This window comes from Clostridium caldaquaticum (genome assembly GCF_023806125.1).
GTDB lineage: Bacteria > Bacillota > Clostridia > Clostridiales > Clostridiaceae > Clostridium_AT > Clostridium_AT caldaquaticum.
Genome location: NZ_JAMSKT010000007.1, coordinates 130,790 through 144,117, shown reverse-complemented (window position 1 = coordinate 144,117; position 13,328 = coordinate 130,790). Strand labels below are relative to the sequence as shown.

Below are 13,328 nucleotides of genomic sequence, written 5' to 3'. Positions count from 1 at the left end.
TAACTTCAAGAAGTAACGCAATGAAAATGGAATACAGGTTTCTAAAACTAAAACAGGCAATAGTAGGATGGGTAAACTATTTTGCTATCGCTGATATGAAAAATATTCTTAAAATACTTGATGAATGGTTAAGACGAAGGATAAGAATGTGCTTTTGGAAACAGTGGAAAAAGATTAAGACTAAACATGATAATCTTTTAAGATTAGGAATTTCCAATAATAAAGCGTGGGAATATGCAAACACAAGAAAAGGCTATTGGAGAATATCCAACAGCCCTATATTATCCAGAGCATTAACCAAAAAATACCTCAAAGAAATAGGTTTGGTTTCAATATCTGAGATTTATTCATGTGCACATTAATTTCTATTGAACCGCCGTGTACCGAACGGTACGCACGGTGGTGTGAGAGGACGCTGAATAAAATAATTATTCAGCTCCTACTCGATTAAAATTTTAAATTAATACAATTATTTCCTTGGAAATTTTTTGAAACATTATAAATTCTTCGTAATTTTTTATGCAGTAGCTTTTGAATTAAAGTAATACAAATTATAGCAGTAATGATGTTTTTAATTTATACTAGTACTGCTTCCAACAAAAATAGCACTCTCTATTTTTACACTAGAATATTTTTTTTAGAAATAGTAAATATTCTTAGAGTATGGAATGTTTATGTATATAGTAAATTTTAAAAAAATATAATTTATTATTACAATATGAGATTCTATTTTTAGGGGGACAATAGTAATGTTTAAATCTAAAGAATGGAGATTTATAGAAAATGAAGAAAAGGATACTATTGAAATAAATATAGATATAAAAAATATAGAAGATATATTAAAAAACAATGAAAGTGCTACTTCTATAGAAGAATGCTTGAATAAAGAAATAGAGGAATATTTATTTAAATCAATAAAATGTTATCCTCTTAGCCAAAAAATAAAGCTGCTTATTATTAAGGAAAATCAAAAACCATGTAATAAAAAGTTAGTTACCGAAATCATACATAGTCACTTTTGCTATAAGCAAAAGGAAACGGAAATATATCTAAAGCAGCAATTTAGACAATGGGTAATTAACTTTGTTATAGGTATTCTTTTTTTAATACTTTGTCTTATATTAGGAGAAATATTTGATAAGTTTGCTTATATAAGAATAATAAAAATAGCAAAAGAAAGTTTAGTTATAATTGGATGGGTAGCACTATGGGAGCCAGTAACTTTTATTCTTTTTGGTTGGAGAGTTATTCATAAGGATAAGCTATATTATAGAAAGCTCTGTAACATACCAATTGAAATTGTTGAAAAAAGGTTTATAACACCAATTAAAATAGGGAAATAATAAAATTTTAAAACTAGGTAGCTACCTAGTTTTTTGAATAAATATCATAAATTTAGTTGGATATTATGTTTTTATGGTCTATAATATGAAAATAGAGCGACAATATTAAATAAAATAGGTGAGATTATGTTGGAAAGACTACAAAAGTACATGGCCGAATGTGGAGTTGCTTCTAGAAGAAAGTGCGAAGAAATAATACTTTCAGGCAGAGTAAAGGTTAATGGAACAATAATAAAAGAATTAGGTTATAAAATAGACAGGGAAAAAGATAAAATTCTAATAGACGATAAGTTAATAAAATTAGAGGAAAGAAAGCTCTATATAGCTTTAAACAAGCCAGTAGGTTATCTATCAACCGTTAAAGATGAGAGAGGTAGAAGTACAATATTAGATTTAGTAAAGGTTAATGAAAGAATCTATCCTATTGGAAGGCTGGATTATGATACCTCAGGACTTATTCTTCTAACAAATGATGGAGAAGTTTACAATAAGGTTATTCATCCTAGGCAGGTAGTAGAAAAAACCTACATAGCAGAGCTAAATGGTATTCCCTTAGAAGAAGAAATTAAAAGATTCTGTACTGGTATTGACATAGGAGGTTATATTACAGCTCCTGCAAAGTTTAAAATATTAAAGCAAGGCTCTAAAATCTGTGAAGCTGAAATAGTTATACATGAAGGAAAAAACAGACAAATTAGGAAAATGTGCAGTGCAATTAATCATCCTGTGATAAAGTTAAAAAGGATTTCTATTGGTGCAATAAAAATAGGTAATTTAAAGCTTGGAACATGGAGATACTTAACAAAAAAAGAAGTAGATTATTTGAAAAATTTATAAAATGATGGTGATGTTATGTTTAAATATGTCGGAGATATAAGTAAAATAGCACAGAATATAATTTCTTTCTATTGCAGCAATTTTAATATAGCTGTAGATGCAACTCTAGGGAATGGATATGATACTGATTTTTTATGCGAAAAATTCAACAAGGTCTATTCTTTTGATATTCAGAAAACTGCTATTGAAAATTATTTAATCAGAAAAAAAGATAATGTAATATTAATAAACGACAGTCATGAAAAATTAAGTACATACATAAAAACGGAAGTTGGCTGTATTATGTATAATCTAGGTTTTTTGCCAGGAGGAAACAAAAATATAACAACGAAGACTGAAAGTACAATTAGTAGCATAAAGGAAGGATTATATCTTTTATGCCCTGGAGGAATAATGAGTATAGCTATCTACACTGGACATGATGAAGGTATAAAAGAAAAGGATGCAATTTTAAACCTTGTAAGCAGTCTCTCTAAAAAAGATTATGGAGTTCTCATGCATTCTTTTATAAATAGAAGCTCCACATCTCCATTACTAGTAATAGTAGAGAAAAACGGTATTTAAAGCTTAAATTTATCATACTAGAACACTTATAAAATTTATCAGTATAAAAGTTGAAGTATATTTTTATTTTAATAAAATTGAAAGTTGTATTGATAAAATTTTCATTAGATGATAAACTGAAATAAATAATTCATTTATCTGTCAAATGTGAAGAAAGGATTGAAAGTAACATGGAAGAAAATAAGCATGATTTGATGCGAACTATACAAATGAAATTTCAGAGAATGAGTAAAGGTCAAAAACTAATTGCAGAATATATTTTAAAGCATTATGATAAGGCTGCTTTTATGACTGCGGCTAAATTGGGTACAAGTGTTGGAGTAAGTGAATCTACAGTAGTAAGGTTCGCAAATGAATTAGGCTTTAGTGGTTATCCAAAATTGCAAAAGGCCCTACAGGAATTAATAAAAACAAGATTAACAACAGTTCAAAGAATCGAACTGTCAAATGATTTAATAAGCGAAGAAACTGCACTAAAGGGTGTGTTAAAATCTGATATGGAGAACATAAGATCTACCCTTGAAAAAATAAATCATAAAGCTTTTGAAGAAGTTGTAAACAGTATATTTAATGCAAAAAAAATATATATAATAGGACTTAGAAGTTCAACTGCTCTAGCAGAGTTTTTAGGTTTTTATCTAAATCTTATTTTGGATAATGTAAAAGTAGTTGCATATGGTATAAGCGATATATTTGAGCAAATGATTAACATATCAGATAATGATCTGCTTATTGGAATAGGATTTCCAAGATATGCAGCCAGAACTATTGAGGCTTTAAACTTTGCACAGAGCAGAGGAACTAAAGTAGTAGCGATAACAGACAGTTTATTGTCTCCTCTTGCTGCGAAAGCTGACTACACATTAATAGCTCAAAGCAATATGGCTTCATTCGTTGATTCATTAGTTGCACCTATGAGTGTAATAAATGCACTTATTATTGCAGTAGGTTTAAGAGAAAAAGAAAAAATTTCAAATACCTTTAGTGATTTAGAAAGTATTTGGGGAGAATATCAGGTATATTCATATAGAGAAAAAGAGGATGAATAACTATCCTCTTTTATTTTTAATTATAATATGATGGCACCTTATTGATAGTTATTTTTGACATTTATTATTGAATAAATTACATTAATATATTAAATTATAATAGTAAAAGATATTCAAAAGAATGGTGGTGATTTTTTGTCCACAGTTATAGTTATAGGAGGCGGTCCTGCAGGAATGATGGCTGCAATTGCAGCTGCAGATAGACATAATGTTATACTTGTTGAGAAAAATGAAAAACTAGGTAAAAAGCTTTTTATTACTGGCAAAGGACGCTGCAATATAACCAATGCAAAAAATATTAATGATTTTTTTAATTACATTCCTAGTAATCCTTACTTTCTATATAGCGCACTTTATAGTTATACAAATGAAGATACTATGAGTTTTTTTGAAAAACTTGGAGTAAAGCTGAAAATTGAAAGAGGAGATAGAGTATTTCCTGAATCTGATAAATCTTCTGATATTATAAGCGCATTTCAAAGGGAACTTCGAAGAAAAAAAGTAGATATAAGACTTAATTGTACTGTGAAAAAACTAATTGTAAAAAATAAAATTATAGAAGGAATAGAACTTCAAGATAAATCTATTATTAAAGGAGATTATTTTATAATTTGCACCGGTGGATTGTCTTATCCAAGTACAGGTTCTACTGGAGATGGTTTGTATTTTGCAAAAGAGCTTGGACATAATATTGTTAATCCTAGACCTTCTCTAGTTCCTATAACCATAAAGGAAGAATGGGTTAAAGAGCTTCAGGGATTATCTCTAAAAAATATAGAGTTAAGCATAATAAATAAAAATAATAAGGTGCTTTTTAGAGATTTTGGAGAAATGCTTTTTACCCACTTTGGAATATCTGGGCCATTAGTGTTAAGTGCTAGCGGAGTAGTTCATAAAGATAAGCAGATTAAGGCAGTTATTAACCTGAAGCCTGCTTTAAGCTTTGAAGATTTAGATAAAAGAATACAAAGCGATTTTATAAAATATGCTAACAAAAACTTTAAAAACAGTCTTGATGATTTGCTTCCACAAAAATTGATACCTGTTGTCATAAGACTATCGGGAATTAGCGAAGATAAAAAGGTAAATTCAATAACAAGAGATGAAAGAAAAAATCTTGTTAAGCTTCTGCAAAATTTCACTTTAACTATTAACGGTTTAAGACCTATCGAAGAAGCTATTGTTACTGCTGGCGGAGTAGATATCAAGGAAATAAATCCTTCAACTATGCAGTCAAAAATAATACACAATCTTTATTTTGCTGGAGAAGTTATGGATGTAGACGCTTATACTGGAGGCTTTAATATACAAATAGCACTTTCAACTGGATATTTAGCTGGAACAAAACTAGGAGAAAGTTATTAATATAAGCTTCAAAGAATAAATATTATAAATAAAATAGAAGGTTTTTTACAATTAATCTAGAATACTTATGTTAATGATTAATAAAATTATTATAAATAATCCAGTTATAAAAAACTAATAAATAATCTTTTTTGCCCCAATTATACCTAATATGTTATTTAGAAAGGCGGAATACAATTGAGATTGTCAGTGGCCATTGATGGACCTGCAGGTGCAGGAAAAAGTACTATTGCAAAACTTCTTGCAAAGAGATTTAATCTTATGTACATAAATACAGGTGCAATGTATAGAGCTGTTACTTTAAAGGCTATAAAAGAAGATATTTCACCAGAAGATAAGGAGAACCTGCTCAAATTAATAGATAAGATGGAAATGCATTTTGAAAATGATGATTTAATACTAAATGGTGAAAATATAAGTGAAGAAATTTACTTGCCTTTTATAAGTAATAATGTTTCAAATTATGCTGCTATACCAGAAGTAAGGGAAAAGCTTGTAGCTCTCCAGAGAAAAATGGCAGAAAAATATAATGTTGTAATGGATGGAAGAGATATTGGAACTGTAGTTTTAAAAGAGGCTTCTTTTAAATTCTTTCTTACTGCAAGTGCAGAAGAAAGAGCAAGGAGAAGGTGCGACGAATTATGTTCTAAAGGAATATCTGTTAATCATAAGGAAATATTAAATGAAATTATTAAAAGAGACTATATAGATTCACATAGAAAAATAAATCCTTTAACAAAAGCAAAGGATGCTATAGAAATAGATTCGTCTTATCTTACTATTGAAGAAGTAGTTGATAAAATGTCAGGTTATATAACAAAAGGGGGAAGCTCTAATTTAGCGAAATAGTTATGGAAATAATATTAGCAAACAAAGCTGGATTTTGCTTTGGTGTAAAAAGGGCAGTAGATGAAGCGATAAATGTTAAAGAAAAGTATGATAAAAAAATTTATACTTTGGGTCCGCTTATTCATAATAAAGATGTTGTAAATCATTTAAAAAAAAATGATGTATATCCTATTGATTTAGAAGATGTCAGTGAACTTAGGTCTGGAGATGTGGTTATTATAAGATCACATGGAGTTACTCCACAGATACTTAAGACTTTAAGCGATAAAGGTATTACAATAGTAAATGCGACTTGTCCTTATGTTTCAAATATACAGCAAAAGGTTAAGGAATATTTTAATAAGGGATATTCTATTGTAATAGTTGGAGATAAAAGCCACCCAGAAGTTATAGGTATTAACGGATGGTGTGATAATAAAGCTATAATTGCAAAAAGTGGAGCAGAATTAGAAATACTTTCAAAAAAAGTATGTGTAGTTTCTCAAACTACCGAAAAGCAGGCAAATTGGGAAAGTGTGTTAAATTATATAGTTAAAAACTGTAAAGAAATAGTAGCATTTAATACTATATGTAATGCTACAGAGGTTAGACAAAGAGAAGCTGAGGAACTTTCAAAGAATGTAGATGCCATGATTGTTCTTGGAGGATTTAATAGCTCAAATACTACTAAACTTTATGATATATGCAGACAGAATTGTGCAAATACAATACATGTTGAAAATTTTAGTCAAATACCTGATAATTTTATTAAACATAAAAATATAAAAAAGATAGGTATTACAGCAGGTGCTTCAACGCCTGACTGGATTATAGAGGAGGTAATTACTAATATGAATAATGAAAATAATTTAGATGTAAATGAGCAGCTTGAGTATATGAAAGAAAATGAAGTTGCAATATCTGTAGGTCAAATTGTTAAAGGGACTATTATATCCTTAAATGAAAAAGAAGCCTACGTTGACTTAGGCACTAAGTCTGAAGGATACATATCAAAGGAAGAGATTACAACGGATGAAAATATTAAACTTACAGAGCTACTCAATATTGGTGATGAAATAGAAGCTAAAGTTATAAGAAGAAAAAATGAAGATGGATATATAGTCTTATCAAGAGTTGAGATCGAAAGAGAAAATGCTTACAAGGAGATAAAAGCAGCTTATGATAATAAGACTGCATTAATAGTAACTGTTTCTGAAGCAGTTACTGGTGGATTGGTAGCACGTTATAAGGGTGTTAGAGTGTTTGTTCCAGCATCACACGTAGAACTTTTTCATGTAGAGGATTTAAACCAATATGTGAAAAAAGAATTGGAAGTAAATATAATAGAATATAAAGAGGAGAGAAAAGGAACTAAAATTGTTGCCTCCAGAAGAGAAATTTTAAAGAATGAGAAGATTGCAAAGGAAGAGGAAACGTGGGCTTCACTTCAATCTGGAGAGAAAGTAACAGGGGAAGTTAAAAGACTTACTGATTTTGGAGCTTTTATTGATATAAATGGTGTAGACGGTCTTCTGCATGTATCTGAAATATCCTGGGGAAGAATTAATAAGCCAAGTGATGTTTTAAAAATAGGAGATAAAATAGAGGTTTATATTCTTGAGGCTGATAAGGAAAATAAAAAACTATCCTTAAGTATAAAAAAATTAATAGAAAATCCTTGGACAAATGTAGAAGAAAAGTATCCAGCAGGAAATATAGTACTTGGTAAGGTTGTTAGGTTTGCAAGTTTTGGTGCTTTCGTTGAACTAGAACCTGGGGTGGATGGATTGGTTCATATTTCTCAAATAAGCAATAAAAGAATTAATAAGCCCGAAGATGTTCTTAAAGTTGGTGAGCTTATAAAGGCAAAAATTATTGAGGTAGATAAAGACGCTAAAAAGATAGGCCTAAGCATTAAGGAAGTTGAAGATTTTTAAACTTATAAAAAAGATCACTTATGTGATCTTTTTTATAAGTTTAAACAAAAAATAAAAAGACAGAACAAAGTCTGTCTTTTGGTGGAGGAAGATGGATTCGAACCATCGAAGTCAGAGACAACAGATTTACAGTCTGCCCCCTTTGGCCACTCGGGAATTCCTCCTTAAATGGAGCTGGCAATAGGAATCGAACCTACAACCTGCTGATTACAAGTCAGCTGCTCTACCGTTGAGCCATGCCAGCAAATGGTGGACCTTCAGGGACTCGAACCCCGGACCGACCGGTTATGAGCCGGTTGCTCTAACCAACTGAGCTAAAGATCCACAAGACATTTTATATTATATATCAACATATTTTTTTTGTCAACAATTAAGTAATAAAAAATTTTAGTTTTAATATAATTTAAGTGAATAAATTAAATCTAGGAGGCTGTTTTAAAATAAACCAGAATGAAAAAAATATTTCTTCTTTTTAACTTTTTAGGGTATCTGTGACTAAACATAAGTTTTTTGTGAGGAGGTGATAATATGGAGTGATATAAAAAAGATACGTTTGAAAATTTACCAAGTTTAAAAGAAAATATAACTATAAATAATTTGTTAAATAAATACAATTTCAATGTGAAGGATATAGAAAAAGTAAAAAATGCTTACAGAGTAAGTACAAATTTAGGAACCCTATGTTTAAAAAGATTAAATACTTCTAGATATAAAAAATTAAATGCTAGTATAGTTGCAGAGGCTTTAAGAAAAAATAATTTTCTTAACATACCTAGATATATAAGGACAAAAAATGGACACTTGTTTTCACAAACTAAAAAGTCTTTATTTTATGCTGAGGAATGGATTGATGGAGAAGAATGTAATTTCAATGAAATAAATGATGCCACAAATTATGTAATACTTTTAGCTCATAGCTCAGTTTCATAAATTAACTCAAATAATAGATTTAAGAGAATTAAAAATTAAAAGTAAGACGAAAAATTATACTAAAATATTTAACAGCTATCTTTTAGATCTTAAAAAATTCAAAAAGATGATTTACAAAAAAAGTATTAAAAATAAATTTGATGCAGCTTATTATAATCATATAGAGCAGTTTTATAATATAGGAATTACGGCTCTTCATATTTTAAATAGATTAAATTATCATAGATTTTTAAAAAAAGCAACGGAAAATAAAAGCATATGCTTAAATAGCTTTAGTCATAAAGATATAATAAAAAAAACCGGAAAGTACTATTTAACAAAATTAGATGACATAAGTGTAGATATTCAAATAAATGATTTAGCAAAATTTATTAAAATGCTTATGTATAAATCCTCATATAAATGGAGTTTTTTTAAAGCTAAACAACTAATAGATGCATATGAAAAAATTAATACTTTAGATAGAGAACAATTAGAAATTTTGCTTTCACTAATAATATTTCTTGAAAAATTTTGGAAACTTGGAAAAAAGAGATACATTAAACAGAAAAAGTGGGATGAAGCTAAGTATACTAAAAAGCTCAAGCGACAGTTAATCTATATTGATTTACAACAAAGTTTTTTAGAGGAATACTTAAAATATCTAGAGAAATATTATAATGAATAAATCTTTTGTTTGACTTAAACATTTACAACAATTATACTAATAATTGAATTTATATTAAGGTTATAAGAGGATTTTTTTATGTTTAATATTATTCCTTTAAATAATAGAAATATGTATCAATTCTTGAAGTTAAATAATTTAAGAAAACATTTTAACAATCTAAATGAAGACTTTTGTCAATATTATAATAATATGAATATATTAAAACAATTTCTACTTCGTAAAAGCATTAAAATTTTATGTTACAGCAATGAAATAATTGGATATATTTGGACAACTAGCTATGATAAAAACACTAATGTTATAAAATCTATGTATGTAAAAGATAATGATGATTTTTCCCAAAAATACAATTTTATGCTTCGTTCACTTATGTCAAAAAAAAATTTAATATATAGCTGCGAAAAAAATAGCTATAACTTTGACGTATTAGAGAAACTTGGCTTTAAAAAGCTTCAAGGAACTTTTGAAATGTGTGCAAAGGTAGAAGGTTATAAATATGAAGTTTTAGACACGGATTTAATTTTTCAAGTTTTAAAAAAAGGGGAAGATGAAGAGATACGGTGTAAAATACAAAATGAGGTATTTAAGAATGAAACAAGACTGCCTCTTACTGTAGAAGATATGTATTTAGATGAGACTCAACACTACTACTTTAATAAAGGGGCAATCTTTATTAAAAAAGATAATCAATATATTGGATATGGGCAAATAATCATAAACGGACAGATTCCTACTATAGTTAATTTAGGCATACTAAAAGAATTTAGAGGAAAAGGCTATGGTAAAGCTTTAATGAACTATTTGTTTAAGCTTTTAAATGATTATGGATTTAAGGAAGTTAACTTGAAAGTATCAGCTGATAATTATATTGCTTTAAATCTATATAAAAGCTTGGGTTTTATCTTAGAAAAAGAAATTTATAAGTGGGAGTACGGCGTTAAATAAACGCCGATTTTTTATTGATTTTTTAAGTCTATATAAGTATTTAATGCAATAGACAATACATTCATAGCACATTTTAAATCTTCAGAATTTATGCAATAAGATAATCTAATTTCATTTTTACCTAGACCTTTGGTTGCGTAAAAACCTTCTGCAGGAGCAAACATAACTGTTTTATTATCATAATTAAAATCTGTTAAAATCCATCTTGCAAAGTCATCTGCATCTTCAATAGGCAACTTTGCTATTATATAAAAGGCTCCTGTAGGTTTTTTACATATAACTCCAGGTATTTTAGAAAGACTTTCAAAGGCTATGTTTCGTCTATTCTCATATTCTGATCTTACTTCTTCAAAATACGCTCTAGGAGTATTAATCAAATTAGCGGCTGCTATTTGTTCAAGTGTAGCACAGCAAAGTCTTGATTGGCACAACTTTAATATTTGACTTATAATCTCTTTATTTTTTGAAGCTACTAAACCAATTCTAGCTCCACAAGCACTGTAACGTTTTGAAATGCTGTCGATAAGTATAACTCTATCTAATATATCTTCCATATACATTGCAGAAGTATATTGTAAACCATCATATACAAATTCTCTATAAACTTCATCTGCTATTAAATATAAATCATATTCCTTTGCGATGTCTGCTAACATTCTTACTTCCTCATATGTATATACAGTTCCAGTTGGATTTCCAGGATTAGTAATTAGTAATGCTTTTGTTTTAGAAGTTATTTTGCTTATTATTTCTTTTTTATTTGGCAAATGAAATCCATCTTCTGCTTTGGTTATAAAAGAAACTACCCTAACTCCTGCAGCATCTGCAAAGCTGTTATAGTTTGTATAAAATGGTTCAGGAATTACTATTTCATCTCCATAATCACATACCGCCATTATTGTAAAAAGCAGAGCTTCACTGCCACCATTTGTAACCAATAGTTCGTCCTTTTCAAAGTTAATGTTCCATTCTTTATAATATTTAATAAAGCTTTCTAGTAAGGAATCTATTCCTTGAGAACTGGAATATTTTATAACACTTTCATTGAAGCTATTGATTCCCTGAAAAAAAGTGTGCGGTGTAACTACATCAGGTTGACCGATATTAAGGTGAAAAACCTTTATTCCTTTTTCTTTAGCCATTTCAGCATAGGAAGCTAATTTTCTTATGGGAGAAAATTGCATATTTTGTATTCTTTTTGAGACGTTCATATTCATCCTCCTTAAATAAGCCACAGTATACTGCAGTATTGTTTGTAAAATTATTCAATTGACTAAAGATTAAACGCAATTGAAATTTTCCATATATTTTATTTCATTCTATTATATTATAAAATTACAGATTAGTATAGAGGAATAATTTTAATTTAAGAAAATAAACTTTAAAAATTAGCATAAATTATATATAATATTAATGATATATGTCAAAATAAAAGCTTACATTTTGACATAGATGTACATTTAGAAGGAGAATTATAATGAATAAAGAACTAAATTTAAAATATTTTATAGAAACTTGGGGATGCCAGATGAATGAAGAAGATTCAGAGAAACTGTCAGGCATGCTTAAAACTCTTGGATATACCAAAACAGATATAAAGGAAGAAGCATCAATTATTATATTTAACACTTGCTGCGTTAGAGAAAATGCAGAACTTAAAGTATACGGAAACTTAGGGGCATTAAAGAACTTAAAAAAGAAAAATCCTAACTTAGTTATAGCTGTATGTGGCTGCATGATGCAGCAGGAAGGAATGGCAGAGAATATAATTAAAAAATATCCTTTTGTAGATATTATATTTGGAACACATAATTCCTATAAATTTCCTGAGTACTTAAATAGAGTTAAACAAGAAGGAAAATCTATTATAGAAATAATGAATAAGGAAGAAGGAATTGTAGAGGGAATACCAATAGATAGAGAGAGCGCCATAAAAGCTTTTGTTACAATTATGTATGGCTGTAATAATTTTTGTACTTACTGTATAGTACCTTATGTTAGAGGTCGTGAAAGAAGCAGGAATCCTGAAGATATAGAAAGAGAAATAAAAGATTTAGTATCTAAAGGATATAAGGAAGTAACATTACTTGGTCAAAATGTTAATTCTTATGGAAAAAATCTTCAAGGAAATATGAATTTTGCAAAACTTTTAAGAAGAATAAATGAAATTGAAGGACTTGAAAGAATTAGATTTATGACTTCACATCCTAAAGATTTAACACAAGAGCTTATAGATACCATTGCAGAATGTGATAAAATTTGTGAGCATATTCATCTTCCAGTTCAATCTGGTTCAACTAATATGCTAAAAAAGATGAATAGACAGTATAATAGAGAGCAATACTTGGATTTAGTTAACAGAATTAAAAAAGCCATACCAAATGTAGCATTGACAACTGATATAATAGTTGGCTTTCCTGGGGAAACAGAGGAGGATTTTGAGGATACACTAAGTCTGGTTAAGGAAGTAGAATATGATTCTGCCTTTACATTTATATATTCAAAACGTAAAGGTACTCCTGCAGATGAAATGGAGGAACAAATCCCGGATGAAGTTAAACATGAAAGATTTAATAGACTTATAAGTGAAGTAAATATTATATGTGCTAAAAAAAATAATGAATATCAAGATAAGGTTGTTGAGGTGCTAGTAGAAGGTTTTAGCAAGAATGATGTGAATAAACTTATGGGAAGAACTAGAACCGGAAAACTGGTTAACTTTACAGGAGATTTTGAAAGTATAGGAAAACTGGTAAAGGTTAAAATTACTGAAGCTTTATCTTTCTCCTTAAATGGTAAACAAATTTAATTTTTTAATAAAAAAGCTCTTGTTTATAAGAGCTTTTTTAAAACTACAGGA

The 13,328-nt window shown here is 28.7% G+C and carries 13 protein-coding genes and 3 tRNA genes; 12 read left to right on the top strand and 4 right to left on the bottom strand.

What is annotated here, in order from left to right; genetic code table 11:
* From M2651_RS06475 to M2651_RS06440, 8 genes are all read left to right on the top strand, one after another.
* Positions 1-362 (top strand): group II intron maturase-specific domain-containing protein (locus M2651_RS06475; RefSeq protein WP_286207945.1); only part of this gene is annotated, 362 nt, incomplete at its 5' end.
* Between the two features lie 387 nt (positions 363-749).
* Complete coding sequence (locus M2651_RS06470) at positions 750-1,343, top strand: hypothetical protein (protein WP_252131531.1); 594 nt, start codon at positions 750-752, stop codon at positions 1,341-1,343.
* Between the two features lie 126 nt (positions 1,344-1,469).
* Positions 1,470-2,180 carry a pseudouridine synthase gene (locus tag M2651_RS06465; RefSeq protein WP_252131530.1) on the top strand — a complete coding sequence of 237 codons (711 nt, stop codon included), beginning with the start codon at positions 1,470-1,472 and terminating at the stop codon, positions 2,178-2,180.
* A gap of 15 nt (positions 2,181-2,195) precedes the next feature.
* A complete protein-coding gene (gene mnmM / locus M2651_RS06460) occupies positions 2,196-2,744 on the top strand; it encodes a tRNA 5-(aminomethyl)-2-thiouridylate-methyltransferase MnmM (protein WP_252131529.1) in 549 nt (182 codons plus the stop codon).
* Between the two features lie 170 nt (positions 2,745-2,914).
* Positions 2,915-3,793 carry a MurR/RpiR family transcriptional regulator gene (locus tag M2651_RS06455; protein WP_252131528.1) on the top strand — a complete coding sequence of 293 codons (879 nt, stop codon included), beginning with the start codon at positions 2,915-2,917 and terminating at the stop codon, positions 3,791-3,793.
* 135 nt (positions 3,794-3,928) lie between these two features.
* On the top strand, positions 3,929-5,158 hold the full coding sequence (locus M2651_RS06450; RefSeq protein WP_252131527.1) for a BaiN/RdsA family NAD(P)/FAD-dependent oxidoreductase: 1,230 nt from the start codon (positions 3,929-3,931) through the stop codon (positions 5,156-5,158).
* A 177-nt stretch (positions 5,159-5,335) separates the two neighbouring features.
* Positions 5,336-6,007, top strand: coding sequence for a (d)CMP kinase (gene cmk, locus M2651_RS06445; RefSeq protein WP_252131526.1), 672 nt, complete (start codon positions 5,336-5,338; stop codon positions 6,005-6,007).
* A gap of 2 nt (positions 6,008-6,009) precedes the next feature.
* Positions 6,010-7,923, top strand: coding sequence for a bifunctional 4-hydroxy-3-methylbut-2-enyl diphosphate reductase/30S ribosomal protein S1 (locus M2651_RS06440; RefSeq protein WP_252131525.1), 1,914 nt, complete (start codon positions 6,010-6,012; stop codon positions 7,921-7,923).
* 79 nt (positions 7,924-8,002) lie between these two features.
* Here the strand turns inward: M2651_RS06440 and M2651_RS06435 are convergent.
* The 3 genes from M2651_RS06435 to M2651_RS06425 form a co-directional block, all read right to left on the bottom strand.
* A tRNA-Tyr gene (locus M2651_RS06435) sits at positions 8,003-8,087 on the bottom strand.
* Between the two features lie 5 nt (positions 8,088-8,092).
* Positions 8,093-8,167: transfer RNA gene (locus M2651_RS06430), tRNA-Thr, on the bottom strand.
* Positions 8,168-8,170: 3 nt separating this feature from the next.
* Positions 8,171-8,247 (bottom strand) — tRNA-Ile (locus M2651_RS06425).
* Between the two features lie 297 nt (positions 8,248-8,544).
* Between M2651_RS06425 and M2651_RS06420 the strand changes: the two genes are divergently transcribed.
* From M2651_RS06420 to M2651_RS06410, 3 genes are all read left to right on the top strand, one after another.
* Entirely contained in the window at positions 8,545-8,853 is a 309-nt protein-coding gene (locus M2651_RS06420) for a protein kinase family protein (RefSeq protein ID WP_252131524.1), read from the top strand.
* A complete protein-coding gene (locus M2651_RS06415) occupies positions 8,837-9,520 on the top strand; it encodes a spore coat protein (RefSeq protein WP_491524970.1) in 684 nt (227 codons plus the stop codon). Before M2651_RS06420 ends, M2651_RS06415 begins: the two co-directional genes overlap by 17 nt.
* Before the next feature lie 78 nt (positions 9,521-9,598).
* A complete protein-coding gene (locus M2651_RS06410) occupies positions 9,599-10,468 on the top strand; it encodes a GNAT family N-acetyltransferase (protein WP_252131522.1) in 870 nt (289 codons plus the stop codon).
* Positions 10,469-10,479: 11 nt separating this feature from the next.
* Here the strand turns inward: M2651_RS06410 and M2651_RS06405 are convergent, their stop codons facing one another.
* Positions 10,480-11,679 (bottom strand): pyridoxal phosphate-dependent aminotransferase, encoded by a 1,200-nt coding sequence (locus M2651_RS06405; protein ID WP_252131521.1) that lies wholly within the window; start codon positions 11,677-11,679, stop codon positions 10,480-10,482.
* Between the two features lie 266 nt (positions 11,680-11,945).
* On the opposite strand from M2651_RS06405, the gene miaB reads away from it, so the two are divergent.
* Positions 11,946-13,277: a tRNA (N6-isopentenyl adenosine(37)-C2)-methylthiotransferase MiaB gene (gene miaB / locus M2651_RS06400; RefSeq protein WP_252131520.1), complete on the top strand. Its 1,332-nt coding sequence runs from the start codon at positions 11,946-11,948 to the stop codon at positions 13,275-13,277.
* Positions 13,278-13,328: the final 51 nt, after the last annotated feature.

Coding starts and splice junctions, on each gene's coding strand:
- M2651_RS06470 (WP_252131531.1), top strand. CDS start 750: ATGTTTAAATCTAAAGAATGGAGATTTATAGAAAATGAAGAAAAGGAT.
- M2651_RS06465 (WP_252131530.1), top strand. CDS start 1,470: ATGTTGGAAAGACTACAAAAGTACATGGCCGAATGTGGAGTTGCTTCT.
- mnmM (WP_252131529.1), top strand. CDS start 2,196: ATGTTTAAATATGTCGGAGATATAAGTAAAATAGCACAGAATATAATT.
- M2651_RS06455 (WP_252131528.1), top strand. CDS start 2,915: ATGGAAGAAAATAAGCATGATTTGATGCGAACTATACAAATGAAATTT.
- M2651_RS06440 (WP_252131525.1), top strand. CDS start 6,010: ATGGAAATAATATTAGCAAACAAAGCTGGATTTTGCTTTGGTGTAAAA.
- M2651_RS06410 (WP_252131522.1), top strand. CDS start 9,599: ATGTTTAATATTATTCCTTTAAATAATAGAAATATGTATCAATTCTTG.
- M2651_RS06405 (WP_252131521.1), bottom strand. CDS start 11,679: ATGAACGTCTCAAAAAGAATACAAAATATGCAATTTTCTCCCATAAGA.
- miaB (WP_252131520.1), top strand. CDS start 11,946: ATGAATAAAGAACTAAATTTAAAATATTTTATAGAAACTTGGGGATGC.